The sequence below is a fragment of the Kribbella endophytica genome, from assembly GCF_054781295.1.
The window spans coordinates 529,998-550,472 of the sequence record NZ_BAAGUR010000002.1 but is presented as its reverse complement, the minus strand read 5'-3'; the positions used below and the strand labels follow the sequence as shown (position 1 = coordinate 550,472).

Sequence of the window (20,475 nt, the reverse complement as noted above, 5' to 3'; positions counted from 1 at the left end):
CCTTCTAGGAGTACCAAAGCATGCAGATCGCCGTCGCCGGATCGATCGCGACCGACATCCTGATGACGTTCCCAGGACGCTTCAAGGACCAGTTCGTCGGTGAGCAGATGCACAAGGTGTCGCTGTCGTTCCTGGTCGACGAACTGGTCGTGCACCGCGGCGGTGTCGGCGCCAACATCTGCTACGGGATGGCCCAGCTCGGCCGCCCGTCGCTGCTGGTCGGCTCGGTCGGGGCCGACTTCGCCGAGTACGGCGCGGCGCTGACCGAGGCCGGTGTCGACGTCTCCCACGTCCGCGTCTGCGAGAACGTGCACACCGCGCGCTTCACCTGTACGACGGACCTGGACGCGAACCAGATCGCCTCCTTCTACACCGGCGCGATGGCCGAGGCCCGCGAGATCGACCTGGCCGACATCCACGCCAAGACCGGCGGCCTCGACCTGGTGCTGATCGGCGCGGACGACCCGGACGGCATGCTCAAGCACACCCGGCTGGCCAAGGAGCACGGCATCGCCGTCGCGGCCGACCCGTCGCAGCAGCTGGCCCGGATGGACGGCGAGCAGATCCGCGAGCTGGTCGACGGCGCGACGTACCTGTTCAGCAACGAGTACGAGTCCGGCCTGATGGCGCAGAAGACCGGCTGGAGCCAGGACGAGATCCTCAGCCGCGTCGGCGTCCGCGTCACCACGCACGGCGGCGACGGCGTCGTGATCGAGAACGCCGACGGCGTGCTCGCCAAGATCCCCGCCGTACCGGCTCCCGGCCTGGTCGACCCGACCGGTGGCGGCGACGCCTTCCGCGCCGGGTACCTGACCGGTCGCGCGGCCGGCCTCGACCACGAGGCCGCGGCCCAGATCGGCTGCACGCTGGCCACCACGGTCCTCGAGACCGTCGGCACCCAGGAGTACACGCTGGACCGCCCGGCCTTCCTCAAGCGCCTCGCCTCGGCGTACGGCGAAGAGGCTGCCGCCACGGCGGCGAGCACTCTCAACCTGGGCTGACCGCCGGACTCACCCGAGCTGGTCCAGCACTCCGGTCTGGGCCAGCAGGGCGAACCGGTCCGGACATCCCCAGTGCTCCACGAGCAGGCCGTCCCGGACGCGCGCGACCTCGAACAGCGCTATGTCGATCGGCCGGCCGCTCGGCGGTCCGAAGAAGCTCCCGGTCGCCGTCCCCCGGGCTCGCCCGCGCACCCACACGGTGTCGCCGACCGTCACCGAGTCCTCGATCGTGTAGACGACGTCCGGCATCATCGCGTGGACCTCGCGGATCGCCGCCCGCAGCCGGGTCCGCGCCTCCTCCCCGGTGCCGGCCAGCCCGAACTGGTGCTCGACCAGGTCCGGGGCGCACAGCTTGTCCACGATGCCGTCGTCGCCGGTCGCGAAGCCCTCCACCAGGATCCGCTCCAGCACGTCGTACGCGCTTCCTGCCACCATCTTCTCCCCCAATACACTCGCGATGCACTCGATGCAGTATCACTGCACTCAACGCATTGATAGTGTGCCCACATGCCCGGACCCGTCAAGACCTACCGTCAGGAACAGGCCGAGGAGACCCGGATCAGGATCGCCCGGGCGGCCCGGCAGCTCTTCGCCGAGCACGGGTACGGCGCGACGAGCATCGCCGCCATCGCCCAGGAGGCCGGCGTCGCGACCAGGACGGTCTACTCCGCCTTCGGCACCAAGCGGGAGATCCTCTCGCTGATCTGCGACCTCTGGCTGCGTGACGCGGGCGCGCAGCAACGCGCCGAGCAGGTCCTCGCCGAGCCGGACCCGGTCCGCCGCCTGCGCGGGGCTGCGGACTGGCTCACCAATCTGTACTCGGCGGGCTTCGACGTCGTCCTGATCTTCGAGGCCGCGACCGACGAGAGCGCGGAGACCAAGGCGCTGCTGCGGTCCAAGCTGGCCGGCCGGAACCAGGTGATGGACGCCATGATCGCGTCGCTCGACGGGGAGCTGGCCATCCCGCTCGCCCAGGCGCAAGCCGTCTACCGTGCGCTCGCCGCCCCCGGTGTCTACCAGGAACTGGTCGACGAGTCCGGCTGGAGTCCGGCGGAGTTCGAGCAGTGGGTGGCCGATTCGCTGCAGCGCCAACTGCTCTGACCCGGCGCGGCAAGTTCCGCTGTCGGAACTGGAATAGCGGCCGCTGCTCGCGGGTTGGAGCGAACTGTACGTTCAGTTCACTTTGAGGGAGTTCGTGATGACTGAAGCAGTAGCGGCAGCGTCGGGTGAGTTCACCATCGGTGGTGACCTGACAGTCCGGCGGCTCGGGTACGGCACGATGCAGTTGCCGGGCGAAGGTGTCTGGGGTGACGCCAAGGACCCGGACGAAGCGGTCCGCGTGCTGCGGCGCGCGGTCGAGCTCGGCGTGAACTTCATCGATACGGCGGACGCCTACGGGCCGTTCACCGCGGACCTGCTGCTGAAGAAGGCGCTGCACCCGTACGCCGACGACCTGGTGATCGCCACCAAGGCCGGCTTCGCGCGGACCGGGCCGGGCGGATGGGTCCCGATCGGCCGGCCGGAGTACCTGCGCCAGCAGGTCGAGCTGAGCCTGCGGCACCTCGGCCTCGAGCGGATCGACCTGCTCCAGCTGCACCGGATCGACTCCAAGGTCCCGGTCGCCGACCAGGTCGGTGAGCTCGCCGCGCTCCAGAAGGAGGGCAAGATCCGGCACATCGGTCTGTCCGAGGTCTCGGTGGACGAGATCAAGGAAGCCGCCAAGACGGCTGAGATCGTCTCCGTGCAGAACCTCTACAACCTCGCCCAGCGCGACGCCGAGCCGGTGCTCGAGTACGCCGAGCAGAACAACCTCGGCTTCATCCCCTGGTTCCCCCTGGCCACCGGCGGCCTGGCTCGCGCCGGCGGTCCGCTCGACCAAATCGCCAAGGACCACACGGCGTCGCCGTCCCAGCTCGCCCTGGCGTGGCTGCTCAAGCGCTCCCCCGTCATCCTGCCGATCCCCGGCACCTCCTCGGTCGCCCACGTCGAGGACAACATCAACGCCGCCCAGCTCGAGCTGACCGACGAGGAGTTCACCAGCCTCACCGAAGCCGTGAAGTAGTGGGCGTGTCGACGGACCACGACGATGCCTGACAAAGGCGTGCACCCGCGCAGTCTCAAGGCGCAGGACTCGGTGCTGTGTGCAACCAAAGAGCTGCTCGCGGAAGGTGGTCTGGCGGCGGCGACCGTCGACGCGATCGCGGCGCGGTCCGGGGTGAGCAAGGCAACGATCTACAAGCACTGGCCGTCCCGGACCGCGATCGCGGCCGAGGCGTTCGGGCGGGAGATGGCAGCTGCGATCCCCTTGCCGGACACGGGTTCGGCGCGCGGGGACCTGGCCGAGCAGGTCCGTCGGGTAAGCCGGTTCTACGCCGGCGAGCACGGCGCGGTGTTCGCCCAGTTGCTGGCGGCATCGGTCACCGATCCGCAGGCGGCGCCGTACTTCCGGGAGTACTTCCTGGACGCCCGGCGCCGCGCGATCGCCGAGTTGTGGCAGCGGGCCACCGATCGCGGCGAGGTGAGGCCGGGCATCACCGCCGGTACGGCGACCGACGTGCTCTTCGGCCCGCTGATCTTTCGGCTGCTGACCGGCCACGCGCCACTGACCGACGAGGAGGCCGACACCATCTCGTCGGCCGCCCTCGACGGCCTGCTGCGATAACTGAACCACCGGCGACCGCTTGGCCAACAGTCCGCTCAGCCCGTTGACAGCAGGCACCGCCCGAACGCAGGGTCGAGATTTGTGCGTACAAATCTCCGTCCAACTGATCCGTCCGTCCTCTCCCCCAGCCGCCGTCGGTTCCTCGGCCTAGCCGGTCTGGGTGTCGCCGGCGGTGCACTGCTGCCGGCCACTGCCAACGCCTCACTCATGCCGTACGGCGTGGAGCACGTCAACACCACCCCGCTCCGGTTCGCGGTGATCACCGATACCCACGCGGACGTCGTACTGCCGGACCGGTCGAAGGACCTGCACCGGATGCTCACGGTCGCCCAGGGCATGAACCCCGACTTCGTCCTGCACTGCGGTGACATCACCGACTACGGCGTCGACGACGAGTTCGCCCTGTACCGCTCGTCGATCCCGGCCACGCTGTGGGACCGGATGCACCACGTCCCCGGCAACCACGAGTCTCGCTGGAACCCGGACGCGTTCGAGACCTACCGCCGGTACTTCGGCCCCGAGTGGTCGTCGTTCGAGCAGCACGGCCTCCGCGTCGTCGGCCTCGCGCCGATGCAACTGCTCCAGGAGCCCGGCCTGTTCGGCGCGGACGGACTCGACCACGTGTCCCGCGCGCTGCGCGGCCACGACGTGCCGACCGCGATGTTCCTGCACTACCCGCTCGCCGCGGACAACTACTACGTGAACGACACCGAGGACTTCCTCGACCGGATCGCCGGGCACCGGGTGCGCGCGATCTTCGCCGGCCACATCCACCGCCAGCAGGTCGCCGCGTTCAACGGGCTGACCCAGGTCGCGATGCGCAACACCTTCGCCATCCCGAGCTTCTACTGGGTCGAGCGTACGGCGGACGGCAGCCGCCTCGACGTCACCGAGATCGCCGTACCGGCCACCGGCTCCCCGACGTCGACGCCCGTCACCACGATCCCGCTCGGCCGCACCGGCCCGGGCGAGACGCTCGCACCGAGCCACGCCGCGGTCCACACCACCCGCGAGGCGATCACCGTGTCGGCCGCCTACAAGACCGCACCCACGCAGGTCCTCGCGCAGGTGTACCCGCAGAACGTCTTCAGCGGCAGCAACGCCGGCACCTGGATCCCGCTCACCAAGAACGGCAACACCTGGCAAGGCGATCTCACCGCCACCGCGCTCCCGCCAGGCGAGCATCGCGTCCAGCTACGAGCCATCGGCAACGACGGCGCCGCCTTCGACCGGACCCTCGCCACCACGCTCGACGCCAGCACGTCACCCGGCTCAGCGCCAGACACCCCGCAGGGGGGAGCGGCCGCCTCGACCAGGCTGGGAGCGGCGGCCGCCTCGAGCCGGCAGGGACCGGCCGTCTCCTGGACCGCCAAACTCGACGGCGCGATCCAAGGCGCCCTACTCTCCACCCCCGACGGGTTCGTCGCGGCAACCGCCGCGGGTCAGGTGCAGGCCTTCACCACCAGGGGCCGGTCCATCACCCGTCGCTGGCAGCGCGCCCTCGGCGCAGTTCACCGAGCCCCCGCCCTGATGGACCGCACAGTCCTCGTCCCCTCCGCCGACCACCGCCTCTACGCGCTGGACGCAGCGAACGGCACGACCGCCTGGTCCACCAACCTGCACGCCCCCGTCCTCTCCACCCCGCTGGTGACCAAGGTCGACGGCCAGCACCGCATCCTCGTCTCCGCCGGTGGACGCCTGCACTGCCTCGACTCCCGCGGCCGCGTCCTCTGGTCCGGCGAGCTGCACGGCCTGTTCGCCGGCCGGGTCGCCTGCGACGGCAACCGCGTCTTCGCCGGTGGTGGCGACGGCAAGGCCCGCGCGTTCGACGCCCGCACCGGCGCCGAGCTCTGGGCCGTGTCGATCACCAACAAGACCACGCCGTACCAGCAGCTCATCTACGGCGCCTGGAGCGACGAGCTCGACCTGCTGCCCGACGGTTCGGTCCTGGTCGCGACCGTCTCCGCCGCGCTCGCACTCGACCCGGCGACCGGCGCGGTCCGCTGGCAGAAGCCCGGCAGCTACATCTACACACCGTCCCGTGTCACGGCGTACGGGCTGCTCCTGATCGATGAACAGGGCAACGTCGTGATGACCGACCCCGCGACCGGCGCCACCCGCTGGACGATCCGGCCCGTACTGCGTGCCTTCGAGTCCGGTCCAGCTCTGTCCCGCGACGGTAAGACGGCCTGGCTGGTCGGCACCACCGGCCTGCTCACGCGGATCGACCTCGCGACCGGGACCGCCGAGCCCGTCCTCCAGGTGAGCAAGGCCAACACCTTCTCCACCCCGACCCTGATCGCCGATCGCACGCTGGTGATCGGCTTCCAGGACGGCGTACTGCGAGGTGTGACCGGGCTGTGAGCCCAGACCGCCATGACCCCAGACCGCCTATGACCCCAGACCGAGCGTGAGGCCCTCGGGCGTGAGCTGATCGGCCCGCAGCATGCGGTTGTTCACGAACACCGTGGGGATCTCGAGGACCTCACGCTCGGTGGCCGCACCGTCGATGGCCACGAGCCAGGACCGGTAGCGGTCCGCGGCCAGCGCCTCGGCGAACCTCGGTACGCCGAGTTTGTTGCCGAGCTCAACGAGTTGGTCGTCGGTCCACGTCTTGTCGGGGTCGTCGAAGTACGCCCGCACGAAGCCGCGAGCGTGCCCGTCGGCGGCAGCCACGGCGAACGCGTTGGCCAGTCGCGGCGACTTGAGGGAGCTCAAGGCCATCGGCCAGTACGTCACCGTGGTGGCACCTTGCTCGAGCAGCGTGTCCAGCGTCGCGCCGGACGCCTGCTCGAACACCGTGCACCGATGGCAGCGGAAGTCCAGGTAGACGTCGATGTTCGACCTGGCGCCCGCCTTACCGACCTTGACCCCCTGAGCGGCAGTCCCCGGGCCGGTGATCACCGGCGGCTCCGGCCGGGCGCTGTCGACGCGCACCGGCGAGTGGTCGCGCCAGTAGCCGACCCCGACCGCGGAGACGAGGGCGAGCACCAGCGTGACCGCGACGACCGGGACGCGCAGCGTCCGAAGAAGCCGCATGCGTCCGAAGAAGCCGAGGCTGTGGCGCACCCTGCTTCGGACGCTTCGCGATTCTTCGGACGCTGCTGTCCACAGGATGCTCGCGCACAGCAACCCCACCACGCCGTGGACGAACGCTTCGAGCAGGTAGTCGGCCCGGCCCGCACCGAGGACCGCCCCCACAACCGCGCCCACCGCAGCGCCCGCGCCCGCGAGAACCGGGGCAGGACCAAGCCCCCGCATGGACGCACCGCGTTCCATTGCCTTTGGCAACCAGTGGACGGCGACCGAGTACCAGACACCGGCCAGCAGGGTCGCCCCGATCGCGTCACTGGGACGGTGCCAGCCGAGGTTCTGCACCGCTGCCGCGACGAAGGCCAGCCAGGTCATGGCGACGGCAACGACGTACGGCCGGACGCGTGGAGTGCAGACCAGCACCGCTCCGATCGCGACTCCCGCGGTGACCGCGACATGACCGCTGGGAAAGCTCCCCTCGGTCAAGCCTTCGGCCGCTCCGGAGATGTCCGGCCGCGGTAGGACGAACCGGTTGAGCACGTACGTGCTGACGGCTGTGGCACCCGGTACGAACGCTCCCGCGACGGCGAGCAGCCACTGCCGGCGCAGGACGGCGATCAGGACGATCACCGCGGTCCCGAGGACGAGGGTGAGCTCCTCGCCGCGCAAGGGCGGCGGCCCGATCGAGTACTGGATCCGGAAGACCCAGGCCTCGGTGACGTACCCCTTGGTCAAGGCGTTCTCGACGGTCTGGCCGTACGGCGTACAGACCGCGAGGAGGTAGAGCACCACAAAGGCGACGGCGAGCTTCAGAGGCTGCTTCATCGGAGCCGGGTGTTCTTCCGGGTCGTCAGAACCAGCACGGGCAGCGCCGCGACCAGCGCGAGCACGGCGGTGACACTCGGCTGCGGGTGGTAGGCGATCACGGTCGGGTCGGTGAGGATCGCCTCGGCGCGAACGATGCCGAAGGCACCGATCGGCACGGCCCAGCGGAAGTCGCAGGTCTGGTACGTCGCCCAGCCCGCACCGACCACCAACGCGATCTCGAGGACGAACTGGCCCCGCTGGAACCACGGATCGCCCGCGGTGAGATGGAGGCCACCGGCAACGAAGGCAGCCAGGGCGACCGGAATCAGCCAGGCGTAGGACGACGACCGCACTCGACGGACGGTCAGCACCGCGCTGATGACCAGCAGCAGGATCGGCAGGACGATGTGGTGGGCAAGGATCGGCGCCCCGAGACCGTAGTAGCTCGGACCGACCACGCCTTGACTGCCGAAGACGTCCGAGCTGCCGACCGTGAGCCCGGCGTAGAGCATCGCCGCGGCGGCCAGGAAGGCGATCCAGGCCCGGCCGCGCAGCAACGCGACGAAGGCGACCAACGGCAGCAACCCGTACGGAAGCAGGCGGGTCTGCGTGCCGTCGCCGACGGCCCACGGGAGCCGGCCATTGAAGTGGAAGTTGATGGCGTGCCCGGCCGGGTCGATGTGCAGCGTCCAGTTCCACACGTCTTGCAGATAAGGCGCCAGCGCGAGCAGCGCCAGCCAGAGCCCGGCCAGCCGCACTCCGGCCGCCCACCAATTCCCCGTGGTGGCTGCCTGGACCCGAGCCTGCAGCGCGCTCCCGAGCAACGCGGCCGCCTCACGAGGCGGTGGCCAGTCGCGCCCGGGATGGGCCTCCGCGAGACAGTCCAGCAACTCGTCGCCACGGCTGTCGCGATAGGCCTTCGGGTAGGCCAGCAGGACCAGCCGGTTCACGCTTGCGCCGCACGGGGGCGCTTGATGACGACGTTCGCCGCCTGCTGCAGCCGGGCCGCCTCGCGCTGCAGCGCCGCGCTGCCGTCGTCGGTCAGCCGGTAGTACCGCCGGGCGCGACCGTCCACGATCGCCTCGCCGTCAGACACCACCAGGCCGGCCCGCTCGAGCCGCTCCAAAGCGCCGTACAAGGTCCCGACGGCCAGCCGCAGCCGGCCGTCGGTCGCTTCCTCGGTGGCCTTGATGATCCCGTACCCGTGCAGCGGCCCGTCCTGCAGAGCGGCCAGCAGGAAGTACTGCGCTTCGGTCAGCGTCGGCGATTGATCCCTCACAGGGATCGAATATATATCGTCCGACGAACTATGCGAAACGCGGCCCCTGCTAGAGCCGCGGGTCGACCGGCTCGGACTCCAGCGCCAGTACGGCGAACACGCACTCGTGGATCCGCCACAACGGCTCACCCTGGGCAGCGCGTTCCAGCGACTCCAGGCCGAGCGCGTACTCGCGCAGCGCGAGCGAACGCTTGTGGTTCAGGTTCCGGTTGCGCAAGCGCTCGAAGTTGGCCGGCTCGGTGTAGTCGGGGCCGTAGATGATCCGCAGATACTCCTGCCCGCGGACCTTCAGCCCCGGCTGCGCCAGGCCCTTCCCGGTCCGGACCAGGTTCGCGGCCGGCTTCACGACCATGCCCTCGCCGCCCGCGCCGGTCAACTCCTCCCACCACGCGATCCCGTCCGCCCACGAGTCGGCGTCGACGAACAGCCGCTTGGTGGCCGTGATCAACGACGGGCCCGCGGCAACCATCCGGTCCGCGATCCCGAGATGCCAGGCGTGCGGTCGATCGTGGTACGTCGCGCCCTCCGACGCCAGCACCTGGAACGGCGCGACCCGGACGCCGTCGAGTCCGTCGGTCGGCCAGCAGTACCGCCGGTACGCCGCGCTGAACAGCTCCGCGTTCGCCGTACGACGCTGAGTCCGCTCGAGCAGCTCCCCGACGTCGAGCCCGGCGGTCTTCGCCGTCTCGAGCGCCGCGGTTGCTACCGGCAACGACGATCGCGCGGCCGCGCCGACCGCGGCGTACTGGTTGCGCAGCAGGTCGCCGGCCTTCGCGCTCCACGGCAGCAGCTCGGCGTCGAGCAGCAGCCACGACGTGTCGAGCTCCTCGAACAGCCCGGCCGCAGTGGCGACCTCGCGAAGGCCGAGCAGCAGCTCGTCGGTCAGGCCCGGCTTGAAGAACGACCGCCCGGTCCGCGTGTGCACCGCGCCGCGCCCGGCCAGGCCGAACCGCTTCTCGGCGACGTCGTCGTCCCGGGTCACCAGCACGACCGCGCGCGAACCCATGTGCTTCTCCTCGCACACCAGCTCGGTGACGCCCTGCCCCTGGTACGCCTCGAACGCCTGCCGCGGGTGTTCCAGCAGCCCCGGCTCCGGCGAGGTCGCGACCGGGCTCATCGTCGGCGGCAGGTAGAGCAGGAACCGCGGATCGATCGCGAACCGGCTCATCACCTCGAGCGCCGCGCCCGCCTGCTCGGCGCGCACGCTGAGCCGCCCGTGGTTCGTCGTCTCGATCACCCGGCGCCCGGTGACGTCGGTGATGTCGAGAACGTCGGGCTCGCGCGCCGGCGCAGTCGGGACGTGCAGCGGCTTGGCCGGCACGTAGTACTGCTCAGCAGCCTGTACGGCGACCAGCTCGCGCTCCGGGTACCGCAGCGCGGTCAGCGCGCCGCCGAACACGACCCCGGTGTCGAGGCAGATCGTGTTGTTGATCCACTCAGGCTCGGGCGTCGGAGTGTGCCCGTAGACGACCATCGCGCGGCCGCGGTAGTCCTGCGCCCACGGGTAACGGACGGGCAGGCCGAACTCGTCGGTCTCGCCGGTCGTTTCGCCGTACAGGCAGAACGCGCGCACCCGCCCGGAGGCGCGCCCGTGCATCCGCTCGACCAGGCCGGCGTGTGAGACGACCAGGTTGCCGCGGTCGAACACGTAGTGCGACACCAGCCCGTCGATGAACGTCTCGACAGCAGCCCGGAACTCGTCGGACTCCCCCGCCAGCTGCTCGAGCGACTCGGCCAGCCCGTGGGAGGTCTTCACCTTCTTGCCACGCAGAGCCTTCAGCAGCTTGTCCTCGTGATTGCCGGGCACGCAGTAGGCGTTGCCCGAAGCAACCATCCCCATGACGAGCCGGAGCACACCGGGAGTATCGGGCCCTCGGTCAACGAGGTCCCCGACAAACACAACTCTTCTGTCAGTAGAAGAAGTTGCATCAACAGCACGACCATTGGAATCTCTGGTGATCGTGTACTTCAGCTCACCAAGCAGCTGCTCCAGCTCTGCCCTGCAGCCGTGGATGTCGCCGATGATGTCGAACGGTCCGGTCTGGTCCTTCAGGTCGTTGAACAGCCGGGTCCGCTCGATCGTCACCGCTTCGACCGCCTCCACGGTCTCCAGCACGTGCACCCCGCGGAAGCCCTCGCGCCGCAGACTCCGCAGTCCCCGCCGCAGCTGCGACCGCTGCCGCCCGACGACCCGCGCACCGAAGTCGCGATCCGGCCGCTGCTCGTTCCGCTCCAGGCAGACCTTCTCCGGCAGGTCCAGCACGATCGCCACCGGCAGTACGTCGTGCTCCCGCGCCAGCGCGACCAGCTCACGCCGCGCCTCCGGCTGCACGTTGGTCGCGTCGATCACCGTCAAACGCCCGGCCGCCAGCCGCTTGGCCGCGATGAACTGCAGTACCGCGAACGCGTCCTTGGTCGCCGCCTGGTCGTTCTCGTCGTCCGACACCAGCCCACGGCAGAAGTCGCTCGAGATCACCTCGGTCCCGAGGAAATGCTTGCGCGCGAACGTCGACTTGCCCGACCCGCTCGCACCCACCAGTACGACGAGGCTGAGCGCCGGTACCCCGATCGTCGCCATCAGACGTTCTCCTTCCGGAACACCGCGAGCTGCGTCGGCGGCCCGACCTCCGGGTCGTCCGGCCCGACGGCCCGGAACGTCACGCCGTACCCGTACAGCGCGCACACCTCCGCCGCCCACGCGCGGAACTCCTCCCGCGTCCACTCGAACCGGTGATCCGGGTGCCGGAAAGCGCCGGCGGCGAGCGTCTCGTACCGGACGTTGTGCTCGGAGTTCGGCGTCGTCACCACCACAGCCCCCGGCCGCGCCGCCCCGAACACGGCCTGCGCCAGCGCCGGCAGCCGCGGCGGATCGACGTGCTCGACGACCTCCATCAGTACGGCGGCATCCAGCCCGGTCAGCCGGGCGTCGGCGTACGTCACCGACGACTGGAACAGGCGCAGCCGCTCGCGCTTGCGGTCGGACATCTCGTCGACGTGCAGCCGCCGCTCGGCCAGCGTGAGCGCCCGCGCCGACACGTCCGTCGCCACGACCTCGTCGAACTGCCCGTCCTTCAGCAGCAGCCCGACCAACTGCCCCTCTCCACACCCGAGGTCAGCCACCCGGTGCGCGCCCAGCTCCTTCAGTACGCCGACCACAGCCTCCCGCCGCTGAACCGCCAGCGAAACCGGCGCGTCAGCCGCCGGCATCTCAGCGCTGTCGCCCTCGGCGAGCGTCCCGTCCTCCTCGGCCAGCGTGTCATCGTCCAGCGACAGCCCGTCGACCTCGGTCAGCCGCTCCAGCGCGAGATCCGTCAGCTTCCGCCGGTGCGCCAGGTACCGCCGGCTGATCAGCTCCTTGTCCGGATGCGCCCCCAGCCACCCGTCGCCCGCCTTCACCAGCTTGTCGATCTCGTCCTGCCCGACCCAGTAGTGCTTGGCGTCGTCCAGCACCGGCAGGAGCACGTACAGGTGGTTCAGCGCGTCCGCCAGACGCAGTACGCCGCTCAACCGCAGATCGACGTACCGCGAATCGCCCCACTCCGGGATCTCCGGATCCAACGGAACCGCCCGCGCATCCACAGTCCACCCCAGCGGCGCGAACAGCCGCTCGGCCAGCGCGGCACCACCACGACACGGCAGCGCCGGAACGTGCAGCTCCAGCTCGATCGCCCGCGCCGCCAACTCCGGCCGCGCGTCGCAGCGCCCGTTCATCGCCGTCCGGAACAGCTTCCCCAAGGCGACCGCGAGCAGGCTCGACGCGGCGTACGGCCGGTCGTTCACGTACTGCCCGAGCGTGAAGCCCTCCGCCGCGCGGCCCTTTCCGGACCGGACCAGTGCGATCGGGTCGATCTCGAGCAGCACGGCCGCCGTACAGGCCTGGTCGGTCGCCTCCGGGTAGATCACATGGGCTGTCCCGCTGCTGACGTCGACCGACTGCGGTCGCGCCGGGTTCTTGTGCAGCAGGAAGCCGAGCTCGGCCGCCGGGGCGCCGAGACCGCTGGACGTGGTGGCGATGGTCAGGAACACGGCTCATTCGACCACGCGAACCGTCCTCGGAGCCTGCTATTTGTCCACGGCAACCATCGGCGCGAGTTTGTCAGGAGCAGCAGGGCTCTCCGCCGGACGCCGCCCGAAACCCGTGCGCCCGGACTTTTCAGCTGCCGGGCAGGCACCGATCGATTGCTGAGACACGCACCCGGACCACTGGCGCGTCCGCCCGGTTTGGTTCTAGCTTGTTTTCCAGAAGATGAGTCGCTACAGACCGTCCTTCCCCGCTGACAGTCGGTACCTGTCCCCGGTTTGTGGCGAGTACCCACCCGCGCCGATTCCCGGGGAAAGGACCATGGTTACAGCTCCCTCAGGCCGCCCGGCCACCGCGACCGCAGAGGTCCGCCGGTGAAACCCCAGACCTTCGAACTCGTGCGTTTCACCGACGTCAGCGGCGTCTCCGGCACCGGGGTGGTGGCCGAAGGGTGCGTCTTCACCGACGGCTCCGTCGCGCTGCGCTGGCACGGCGACAACCCCTCCACCGCCGTCTGGCCGGACCTCGCCTCGATCCTTGCCGTCCACGGCCACTGCGGCGCCACGATCGTCCGCTGGCTCGACGTCTCCGAGATGGAAACCGTCCCCGGCACCGACCTGCTCCCCGGCGAGGTGGCCCACATCCTGGCCACCGGCCGCCTCACCCACCACCCACCACCAGCAGTCGCCACCGCCTAGTACTTCAGGCAGAAATACCAGTCAGCGCGAAGAACTCCTGCCGCGACGCCGGGTTGTCGCGCAGCGTCCCGTGCACCGCCGACGTCACCGTCGTCGAGCCCGCCGCGCGCACTCCGCGCAACGACATGCACTGGTGCTCGGCCTCGATCACCACACCCACGCCCTTCGGCGCCAGGTGGTCCTGCAGCCAGTCGGCAACCTGCTTGGTCAGCCGCTCCTGCACCTGCAGGTCACGCGCGAACAGCTCGACCACGCGGGCCAGCTTCGACAGCCCGAGGATCCGCTCCCCCGGCAGGTACCCGACGTGCGCCACCCCCTGGAACGGCAGCATGTGGTGCTCGCACAGCGACTGCACGGGGATGTCCCGCGCCAGCACGAGCTCGTCGTACCCCTCGTCGTTCGGGAACGTCGTCAGGTCGAACTCCCGCGGCGTCAGCATCTCGGCGTACGCGTTCGCGACCCGCCGAGGCGTGTCCGCCAGGTGCGCACCGTGCGGGTCCCGCCCCAGCGCCACCAGCAGGTCGGAAACCGCGCGCTCAGCGGCCGGCAGGTCGATCTCGGGGCGGCCGCCCACGACGTGCAGCTTGGCCGGTACCACCGTGGTCGGCTCGGCGAGCTCGGTCCGGATCGTCGTCATACGCCCCTCCTGATGATCGAAGGCGATCAGTTTACTGTTTTGTCAACCGAAGTTGGAGATAGAATCATCCCGTGGACCGACAGGCCAACCTCCAGGCGGTCGCCGCCCTGGACGAACCGACCCGGCGACGCCTCTACGAGTACGTCGCCGCGGCCGCCGCGCCGGTGAGCCGGGACGACGCGGCCACCGCGCTCGCGCTGCCGCGCAACACGGCCGCCTTCCATCTCGACAAGCTCGCCGCCGAGGGCCTGCTCACGGTCGTCTACGAACGCCGTACCGGCCGCACGGGACCGGGCGCCGGGCGCCCCGCGAAGCTCTACCGCCGCTCGGACACCGAGATCGCGATCTCCCTGCCCGAACGCCAGTACGCCGTCGCCGGCCACCTGCTGGCCGGCGCCATCACCGACGCCGAGTCCACCGGCGACTCCCCCCGCCAGGCCCTGGAACGCCAGGCCCACGGCTACGGCAAAGCCCTCCCCGGCGACTCGATCACCCAAGTCCTCGCCGCCCAAGGCTTCGAGCCCCACCCCGACGGTCAATCGATCGCCCTGTCCAACTGCCCCTTCCAAGCCCTCGCCAAAGAACATGGCTCGTTGGTCTGCGCGATGGCACTGCACCTGGTCAGAGGTGTCTTGGCAGGGCGTCCTGACTCCAGTCTTCGAGCAGAGCTCCACCCCACCCCCGCCCACTGCTGCGTCCGCCTCCTCCCCACCTGATGACCACCACGCCCCCCGCCCCCCTGCCTTCCTTCCCCTGATCCACCGGTAACAGCCCGCTGGGGCTTAGGCTCGGACAGTGGCGAAGAGCAAGCAGAGTTCGGTGGGCACCCCGGCGACGGTCGCGCTGACCAAGGCCGGGATCAGCTTCAGCACGCACACCTACGAGCACGACCCCGCCGCGAAGTCGTACGGGCTGGAGGCCGCCGAGGCACTCGGCCTGAAGACCGCGCAGGTCTTCAAGACCCTGCTCGTCGACGTCGATGGCAAGCTCGCGGTCGGCGTCGTACCGGTCGACCAGCAGCTCGACCTGAAGGCCGTCGCCGCCGCGCTCGACGGGAAGAAGGCAACGATGGCCGACCCGGCCGCCGCCGAGCGGACCACCGGGTACGTCGTCGGGGGGATCAGCCCGATCGGCCAGAAGCGCCGCCTGCCGACCGTCGTCGACACCACCGCGACCGGGCACGACACGGTCTACGTCTCCGGCGGCCGCCGGGGGCTCGACATCGGTCTGGCCCCGGCCGACCTGATCACCGTCACCGCCGCCTTGACCGCGCCGATCGCCCGCTGACCAGACGAGGAGCCTGCCGGCATGGACGAACCGAACATCGAGACCACACCGTCGTTGCGCGGCTTCCTCGAGCTGTACGCCGCCGGCTTCGTCGGGCGCGAGGAGATGCTGTCCGCGGTCGCGTCCTGGCCGTTCGAGGACGAGAAGACCGATCCCGAACCGGCCGACCAGGACAACACCCTCGCGGTCGTCTCGGCGGCGCGGATCCTCGGCCAGCTCTCCCGCGAGGACATCGAGGAGATCCAGCGCCGGCTCGAGGGCCCGCCCAACTTCGCCTGACGTTCCGATCAGCTCCGCGTGATGTTCTGCAGCACCGCCGTCCCGCGGAACACGTTCAGCCCGAACTGCCCGGACGCGATCTCACCGTCGCTCGCCGAGATCACCTGCTGCCCGTCCAGCCAGACCGTGAACTGCGAGCCCGCGGCCTTCACCTTCAGGTGGTACGTCCGGTTCCGCTCGATCGGCGTCGGGAAGGTCGCGATGTCCCGCCCCGGCCGCCAGAGCTTCACCACTCCCGCGTCCGCGTCGATGTTCACCGTGTAGTGCCGGCTCGCGTCCTTCGACGCCCGGAACGTCAGCGCCGCCGCCGTACCGGACACCAGCCGGACATCACCCTCCAGCGTGAAGTCCGAGCCGGTCGCCTTGCTCAGGTAGAACGCATCACCAGATGCCTGGCCCTGCTTCCCACCCGTCGCATCCGTCCAGTTCCCTGACGCCGGGTACCAGTCCCCCGCGATGTTCGTCTTCAGCGTCGACTCGCCCGGCTGCTTCCAGATCGAGGACAGCTCGTGGAGCTTCAGCGACTCCAGCCGAACCTTGCCGTCGACAACCAGTTCGACTCCGTCGCCACCCGGCAGGCTGTCGAAGTTCACGTTCCGGCTCTGGTAGACCTCGCCGTCGTTCCCGAACACCTCCAGCTGCCCGCGATCCACCAGCAGCCGCAGCTTCACCCGGCCACCTTCAGCCCGCAGCGGCACACCGTCAAGCGTGCCCGCGGCAACGTCGTACACGACATCGCGGTCCGACCACCCGTCCGGACTCGTGTGCAACCGGAACCCGATCGACCGCGCCTGCCGTACGTCGACCGACGCCTCGAGCTCGTACGTGTCCGCCTGTACGCCGGCCAGCAACCGCTTCGCGGAATCCTTGTCCAGCGTCCGCCCGACCCACGACTGTGTCCCCGATCGCAGCCCGGCGATCTCCGGCACCGGCGTGCTCACCACCTGCGGCTGACCACCGATCGACCGCAGCCGCTGCTCGACCGGGAAGCTTGCGTTGCCGGTCCAGATCGTGCCCTGGTTCTGCCCCTGCCAGGCCATCGACACGACCCGGTCCGTCGGCAGGTTCCCGAACGTCAGCGCCGCGTAGTAGCCGGCCCCGGCGTACGTGTCGGTCTGGTTGATCTTCTGCGGGACCGGCTGATCGGTCGTGAAGGTGCCTCCGGCAAACTTTCCGACGACGTACTCGCCGCTGCCGTCGCTCAGCACCCACCGGTGCCCACCCTCGTACGGCATCCGCACCATGTCCGGGCACTCGAACAGCCAGTCCGCCTGGTACCGCGAAGCGAACGTCCAGTCGAGCAGGTTCGCCGACGTGTAGAAGTCGGCGCCATTGCCACCCTGGTCGGTCCAGACGACCATCCCCCAGCGCTGCGAGTCCGGGTCCCAGAACACCTTCGGATCGCGGCTGGTCTTGGCCGGCGGCACCACCACCTTCTTGCCGTCGGCAAACGTCTTGAAGGTGTTGCCGCCATCCAGGCTGTAGAAGACCGTGACGCCGTTCGTGCCCGAGTACACGACGATCGGATCGTCGTCGCCGGCCTTCAGCCCGGTCACGTTGCGGGTGTCGACGACCCCACCACCGGACCACAGATCGCCCGGATGCACGCCCGGCTCGAGCGCGATCGGCTTCTGCTGCCAGTGCACGAGATCGGTGCTGGTCGCGTGTCCCCAGTGCATCGTGTCCCACGCGAGACCGTGCGGATTGTGCTGGTAGTACAGGTGATACACGCCGCGGTAGTACAGCGGCGCGTTCACGTCGTTCATCCAGCCGCCGCGCGAGCTGAAGTGGAACTGGCCGCGGTTGTCCTCCTGGTAGTTCGTCACTGGGTACGGGAACTCCGGCTCCGGCACCACGCTGCCGCTCACGACTCCGAGGATGGCGGCCGCCAACGCGACCGCCTTGACGATCACCGCTCACCTCCGCCGACCTCGACCGGGACCTCCGCGACATCCGGTGGCGCGTCCGGATCGCCGATCCGCAACGCGCCGGTCATCAGCGACACCACCTGACTCATCGACGCGTCATCAGGCCGTACGACGGCCGCCCGCCGCCCGAGCCGATGAATGTGGATCCGGTCCGCCAGCTCGAACACCTGCGGCATGTCGTGGCTGATCAGCACCACCGGCAGCCCGCGGTCGCGGATCCGCCGGATCAGGTCGAGCACCAGCCGCGACTCCTTCACGCCGAGCGCGGCCGTCGGCTCGTCCATGATCACCATCCGGTTGCCGAACATCGCCGCCCGGGCCACCGCGACGGCCTGTCGCTGACCGCCCGACAGGGTCTCGACGATCTGCCCGATGTGCTGCACGGTCTCGATGCCGAGGGCATCCAGCTGCTCCTGCGCCTGGCGCCGCATCGTCGGCTTGTCGAGCAACCGCAGTACGCCGCCGAGCGGTCCCGGCCGGCGCAGTTCCCGGCCCAGGAAGAGGTTGGTCGCGATGTCCATCGCCGGCGCGAGCGCGAGCGTCTGGTGCACGGTCTCGATCCCGGCCCGGCGCGCGTCGAGCGGCGAGTGGAACCGGGTCTCCTCGCCGTCGAGCAGGATCGTGCCCTCGTCCGGGACCAGCGCGCCGGACAGCGCCTTGATCAGGCTCGACTTGCCGGCGCCGTTGTCGCCGACGACGGCGAGCACCTCCCCGGCGTACAGGTCGAAATCGGCGCCGTCGATCGCGGTCACCCGGCCGTACCGCTTCACGAGTCCGCGGGCCTGGAGTGCTGGGGTTGTCATCGGGACCTCCGGCGGGCGAGCTGGTCGAAGGCGACGGCGGCGATCACCAGTACGCCGGTCGCGACGTCCTGGTACAGGCTGTCGATCCCGGCCTGGGTCAGGCCGCTGCGCAGGACGGCGACGATCAGCGCTCCGACGATCGTGCCGAGCACGCTGCCCCGACCGCCGAACAGGCTGGTGCCGCCGATCACGACCGCGGTGATGCTGTCCAGGTTGCCGGTCTGGAACGCGTTCGGGTCCGCGTTCGGGATCCGGCCGAGCGCCTGCCAGGCGGCGAACGCGTAGATCACGCCGGCGATCAGGTACACGCTGAACCGGGTCCGGCCGACGTGGATCCCGGTCAGCCGGGCCGCCTCCGGATCGTTGCCCAGGGCATACACATGCTTGCCCCACGACGTCTGCGTCAGGGCGTACCAGACCACGACGAACATGACGACGGCCAGCGTCATCCCGTGCGTCACCCGGATCTGGCCGAACAGGTAGCCGCCCTCGCCGAGCACGCCCAGGACCGGGTCGGTGACCGGCCATGAGTTGCCCTGCGAGTACAACCGCCCGGCCGCGAGTACGACGGTCAGCATGCCGAGCGTCACGATGAACGGCGGCAGGTTGAGCCACGTCACCAGGCCGCCGGAGACGCCGCCGAGCAGCGCGCAGACGACGAACCCGACGATCAGCGCGAGAACAGGGCTGCTCCCCTCGGTCACCAGCCGGGCGAACAGCATCGTGCCGAGCACCATGATCGCGGCGTTCGCCAGGTCGATCCCGCTGGTCAGCACGATCAGCGTCTGGCCGAGCGCGAGCGTCGCGACCACGAGCGACTGCTGGACGACGAGCGAGAGGTTGTCGACGGACAGGAACGTACTGGTGGTCAACGAGAACACGATGATCGCGACGACCAGCGCGCCGAGCGGACCGAGGGCGGGATTGTGCAGGAAGGCTTCAGCTGGGCGGGCTCGGAGCCGACCCACACTCGAGGTGGTCATCGGTCACCCCCAGCAGTTCTGGGCGCCCCACGCGGTGTCCTTGCTGTCCAGGCCCGGCAGCGGCTTGTCGGTGATCAACTGCGCGCCGGTGTCCTGGAACCCGCTCGGCTTCGTACCGTCCTTGCTGAAGGCAACGACCGCGTCGACGCCCTGCTCGGCCATCTTCTTCGGGAACTGCATCACCGTCGCCAGGTACTTGCCGGCCTTCACGTCGGCGACGCCCTGACACCCGCCGTCGATCGACCCGACCGCGACCTTCCCGGCCAGCCCCTTCGCCGTCAGCGCCGCCACCGCACCGCGCGCGGCCGGCTCGTTCAGCGTGTACACGGCGTTCACGGACGCGTCGCGCTGGAGCAGGTTCTCCATCGCGGCCTGCGCCTTGTTCTGGTCGCCGTTGGTCGGCGCCGCGCCGAGGATCTCCGGGGCGCCGTCCTTCAGGCCCATGCCCTGCAGGAATCCGCGGTGGCGTTGCTCGTCGACGGTTCCTCCCGGCGTACCGTCCATCAGCAGGAGCTTCGGCGGCGTCTGACCGAGCGTGGCCTTCACGTACTTGCCCTGCAGTTCGCCGGCGGTGACGTTGTTCGTCGCGTACGTCGCGTCGACGGCTTCCTTCGGGTCGGTCTCGGTGTCGAGGGCGATCACCAGAACGCCCTTCTCCTTGGCCTGCTTGAGCGCGCCGAGAATGCCGGTGGAGTTGCTCGGCGTGATCAGGATGCCCTTGACGCCTTGCTGGACCAGGTTCTCGATCGCGGCGACCTGGCCCTCGTTGTCGCCGTCGAACTTGCCGGCCACCGCGATCACCTCGGCGTTCTTGGTCGCCGCGTGCGCCTTGGCCGACTCGCGGAGCTTGACGAAGTACGGGTTGGTGTCGGTCTTGGTGACCAGGCCGATCTTGACCGGCCCGGAGCTGTCGCCTCCGGAGTCGCTGCCGGACTTGGTCGCCGTACAGGCTGTGGCGGCTAGCAGAGTGGGGACGACCAGGCAGGCGAGGAGCGTGCTGGAGCGGGACATCGGCCCTCCAGGGGATCGGAGCAGGCGGTTTGAATCGCGAAGCTAG

General features: G+C 69.8%; 20 protein-coding genes. 9 read left to right on the top strand and 11 right to left on the bottom strand.

The window, feature by feature from the left end:
* Window positions 1–20 precede the first annotated feature (20 nt).
* Window positions 21–1,001, top strand: a complete 981-nt coding sequence (locus ACYVIO_RS21075; RefSeq protein ID WP_460652553.1) for a carbohydrate kinase family protein — start codon at window positions 21–23, stop codon at window positions 999–1,001.
* 9 nt (window positions 1,002–1,010) lie between these two features.
* Here the strand turns inward: ACYVIO_RS21075 and ACYVIO_RS21070 are convergent, their stop codons facing one another.
* On the bottom strand, window positions 1,011–1,436 hold the full coding sequence (locus ACYVIO_RS21070) for an ester cyclase (RefSeq protein WP_460652552.1): 426 nt from the start codon (window positions 1,434–1,436) through the stop codon (window positions 1,011–1,013).
* Window positions 1,437–1,508: 72 nt separating this feature from the next.
* On the opposite strand from ACYVIO_RS21070, the gene ACYVIO_RS21065 reads away from it, so the two are divergent.
* From ACYVIO_RS21065 to ACYVIO_RS21050, 4 genes are all read left to right on the top strand, one after another.
* Complete coding sequence (locus ACYVIO_RS21065) at window positions 1,509–2,102, top strand: TetR/AcrR family transcriptional regulator (RefSeq protein ID WP_460652551.1); 594 nt, start codon at window positions 1,509–1,511, stop codon at window positions 2,100–2,102.
* Between the two features lie 97 nt (window positions 2,103–2,199).
* Complete coding sequence (locus ACYVIO_RS21060; RefSeq protein WP_460652550.1) at window positions 2,200–3,063, top strand: aldo/keto reductase; 864 nt, start codon at window positions 2,200–2,202, stop codon at window positions 3,061–3,063.
* A 24-nt stretch (window positions 3,064–3,087) separates the two neighbouring features.
* Window positions 3,088–3,663 carry a TetR/AcrR family transcriptional regulator gene (locus tag ACYVIO_RS21055; RefSeq protein ID WP_460652549.1) on the top strand — a complete coding sequence of 192 codons (576 nt, stop codon included), beginning with the start codon at window positions 3,088–3,090 and terminating at the stop codon, window positions 3,661–3,663.
* A gap of 81 nt (window positions 3,664–3,744) precedes the next feature.
* Entirely contained in the window at window positions 3,745–6,027 is a 2,283-nt protein-coding gene (locus ACYVIO_RS21050; protein WP_460652548.1) for an outer membrane protein assembly factor BamB family protein, read from the top strand.
* 27 nt (window positions 6,028–6,054) lie between these two features.
* Here ACYVIO_RS21050 and ACYVIO_RS21045 read toward each other — a convergent pair whose 3' ends face one another.
* The 5 genes from ACYVIO_RS21045 to ACYVIO_RS21025 are packed head-to-tail and all read right to left on the bottom strand — an operon-like array spanning window position 6,055 to window position 12,808.
* Window positions 6,055–7,521: a thioredoxin domain-containing protein gene (locus ACYVIO_RS21045; protein WP_460652547.1), complete on the bottom strand. Its 1,467-nt coding sequence runs from the start codon at window positions 7,519–7,521 to the stop codon at window positions 6,055–6,057.
* A complete protein-coding gene (locus ACYVIO_RS21040; protein WP_460652546.1) occupies window positions 7,518–8,453 on the bottom strand; it encodes a hypothetical protein in 936 nt (311 codons plus the stop codon). The genes ACYVIO_RS21045 and ACYVIO_RS21040 overlap by 4 nt, the downstream gene beginning before the upstream one ends.
* On the bottom strand, window positions 8,450–8,782 hold the full coding sequence (locus tag ACYVIO_RS21035; RefSeq protein WP_460652545.1) for a PadR family transcriptional regulator: 333 nt from the start codon (window positions 8,780–8,782) through the stop codon (window positions 8,450–8,452). The genes ACYVIO_RS21040 and ACYVIO_RS21035 overlap by 4 nt, the downstream gene beginning before the upstream one ends.
* 49 nt (window positions 8,783–8,831) lie before the next feature.
* Entirely contained in the window at window positions 8,832–11,360 is a 2,529-nt protein-coding gene (locus tag ACYVIO_RS21030) for a polynucleotide kinase-phosphatase (RefSeq protein WP_460652544.1), read from the bottom strand.
* On the bottom strand, window positions 11,360–12,808 hold the full coding sequence (locus tag ACYVIO_RS21025; RefSeq protein WP_460652543.1) for a 3' terminal RNA ribose 2'-O-methyltransferase Hen1: 1,449 nt from the start codon (window positions 12,806–12,808) through the stop codon (window positions 11,360–11,362). Before ACYVIO_RS21025 ends, ACYVIO_RS21030 begins: the two co-directional genes overlap by 1 nt.
* Window positions 12,809–13,177: 369 nt before the next feature.
* Between ACYVIO_RS21025 and ACYVIO_RS21020 the strand changes: the two genes are divergently transcribed.
* The gene (locus ACYVIO_RS21020; RefSeq protein WP_460652542.1) at window positions 13,178–13,501 is read left to right on the top strand and encodes a hypothetical protein; all 324 of its coding nucleotides are present in this window, start codon (window positions 13,178–13,180) and stop codon (window positions 13,499–13,501) included.
* 4 nt (window positions 13,502–13,505) lie between these two features.
* On the opposite strand, the gene folE is transcribed toward ACYVIO_RS21020, so the two are convergent.
* Window positions 13,506–14,138 (bottom strand): GTP cyclohydrolase I FolE, encoded by a 633-nt coding sequence (folE, locus tag ACYVIO_RS21015; RefSeq protein ID WP_460652541.1) that lies wholly within the window; start codon window positions 14,136–14,138, stop codon window positions 13,506–13,508.
* 71 nt (window positions 14,139–14,209) lie between these two features.
* Here folE and ACYVIO_RS21010 point away from each other — a divergent pair, with 71 nt between their 5' ends.
* The 3 genes from ACYVIO_RS21010 (at window position 14,210) to ACYVIO_RS21000 (ending at window position 15,704) form a co-directional block, all read left to right on the top strand.
* Window positions 14,210–14,854 (top strand): helix-turn-helix transcriptional regulator, encoded by a 645-nt coding sequence (locus tag ACYVIO_RS21010; RefSeq protein ID WP_460652540.1) that lies wholly within the window; start codon window positions 14,210–14,212, stop codon window positions 14,852–14,854.
* Between the two features lie 79 nt (window positions 14,855–14,933).
* Window positions 14,934–15,425 (top strand): Cys-tRNA(Pro) deacylase, encoded by a 492-nt coding sequence (ybaK, locus tag ACYVIO_RS21005; RefSeq protein WP_460652539.1) that lies wholly within the window; start codon window positions 14,934–14,936, stop codon window positions 15,423–15,425.
* A 21-nt stretch (window positions 15,426–15,446) separates the two neighbouring features.
* Window positions 15,447–15,704: a hypothetical protein gene (locus ACYVIO_RS21000; protein WP_460652538.1), complete on the top strand. Its 258-nt coding sequence runs from the start codon at window positions 15,447–15,449 to the stop codon at window positions 15,702–15,704.
* An 8-nt stretch (window positions 15,705–15,712) separates the two neighbouring features.
* Here ACYVIO_RS21000 and ACYVIO_RS20995 read toward each other — a convergent pair whose 3' ends face one another.
* Genes ACYVIO_RS20995 through ACYVIO_RS20980 form a run of 4 tightly spaced genes read right to left on the bottom strand, consistent with a single transcriptional unit; the run spans window position 15,713 to window position 20,429 of the window.
* A complete protein-coding gene (locus ACYVIO_RS20995; RefSeq protein WP_460652537.1) occupies window positions 15,713–17,617 on the bottom strand; it encodes a GH32 C-terminal domain-containing protein in 1,905 nt (634 codons plus the stop codon).
* Window positions 17,614–18,435, bottom strand: coding sequence for an ATP-binding cassette domain-containing protein (locus ACYVIO_RS20990; RefSeq protein ID WP_460652536.1), 822 nt, complete (start codon window positions 18,433–18,435; stop codon window positions 17,614–17,616). Before ACYVIO_RS20990 ends, ACYVIO_RS20995 begins: the two co-directional genes overlap by 4 nt.
* Window positions 18,432–19,418, bottom strand: a complete 987-nt coding sequence (locus tag ACYVIO_RS20985) for an ABC transporter permease (protein WP_460652535.1) — start codon at window positions 19,416–19,418, stop codon at window positions 18,432–18,434. The genes ACYVIO_RS20990 and ACYVIO_RS20985 overlap by 4 nt, the downstream gene beginning before the upstream one ends.
* Before the next feature lie 3 nt (window positions 19,419–19,421).
* Complete coding sequence (locus ACYVIO_RS20980) at window positions 19,422–20,429, bottom strand: substrate-binding domain-containing protein (protein ID WP_460652534.1); 1,008 nt, start codon at window positions 20,427–20,429, stop codon at window positions 19,422–19,424.
* Between the last annotated feature and the right edge of the window lie 46 nt (window positions 20,430–20,475).

Coding starts and splice junctions, on each gene's coding strand:
- ACYVIO_RS21075 (WP_460652553.1), top strand. CDS start 21: ATGCAGATCGCCGTCGCCGGATCGATCGCGACCGACATCCTGATGACG.
- ACYVIO_RS21070 (WP_460652552.1), bottom strand. CDS start 1,436: ATGGTGGCAGGAAGCGCGTACGACGTGCTGGAGCGGATCCTGGTGGAG.
- ACYVIO_RS21065 (WP_460652551.1), top strand. CDS start 1,509: ATGCCCGGACCCGTCAAGACCTACCGTCAGGAACAGGCCGAGGAGACC.
- ACYVIO_RS21060 (WP_460652550.1), top strand. CDS start 2,200: ATGACTGAAGCAGTAGCGGCAGCGTCGGGTGAGTTCACCATCGGTGGT.
- ACYVIO_RS21055 (WP_460652549.1), top strand. CDS start 3,088: ATGCCTGACAAAGGCGTGCACCCGCGCAGTCTCAAGGCGCAGGACTCG.
- ACYVIO_RS21045 (WP_460652547.1), bottom strand. CDS start 7,521: ATGAAGCAGCCTCTGAAGCTCGCCGTCGCCTTTGTGGTGCTCTACCTC.
- ACYVIO_RS21030 (WP_460652544.1), bottom strand. CDS start 11,360: ATGGCGACGATCGGGGTACCGGCGCTCAGCCTCGTCGTACTGGTGGGT.
- folE (WP_460652541.1), bottom strand. CDS start 14,138: ATGACGACGATCCGGACCGAGCTCGCCGAGCCGACCACGGTGGTACCG.
- ACYVIO_RS21000 (WP_460652538.1), top strand. CDS start 15,447: ATGGACGAACCGAACATCGAGACCACACCGTCGTTGCGCGGCTTCCTC.
- ACYVIO_RS20990 (WP_460652536.1), bottom strand. CDS start 18,435: ATGACAACCCCAGCACTCCAGGCCCGCGGACTCGTGAAGCGGTACGGC.
- ACYVIO_RS20985 (WP_460652535.1), bottom strand. CDS start 19,418: ATGACCACCTCGAGTGTGGGTCGGCTCCGAGCCCGCCCAGCTGAAGCC.
- ACYVIO_RS20980 (WP_460652534.1), bottom strand. CDS start 20,429: ATGTCCCGCTCCAGCACGCTCCTCGCCTGCCTGGTCGTCCCCACTCTG.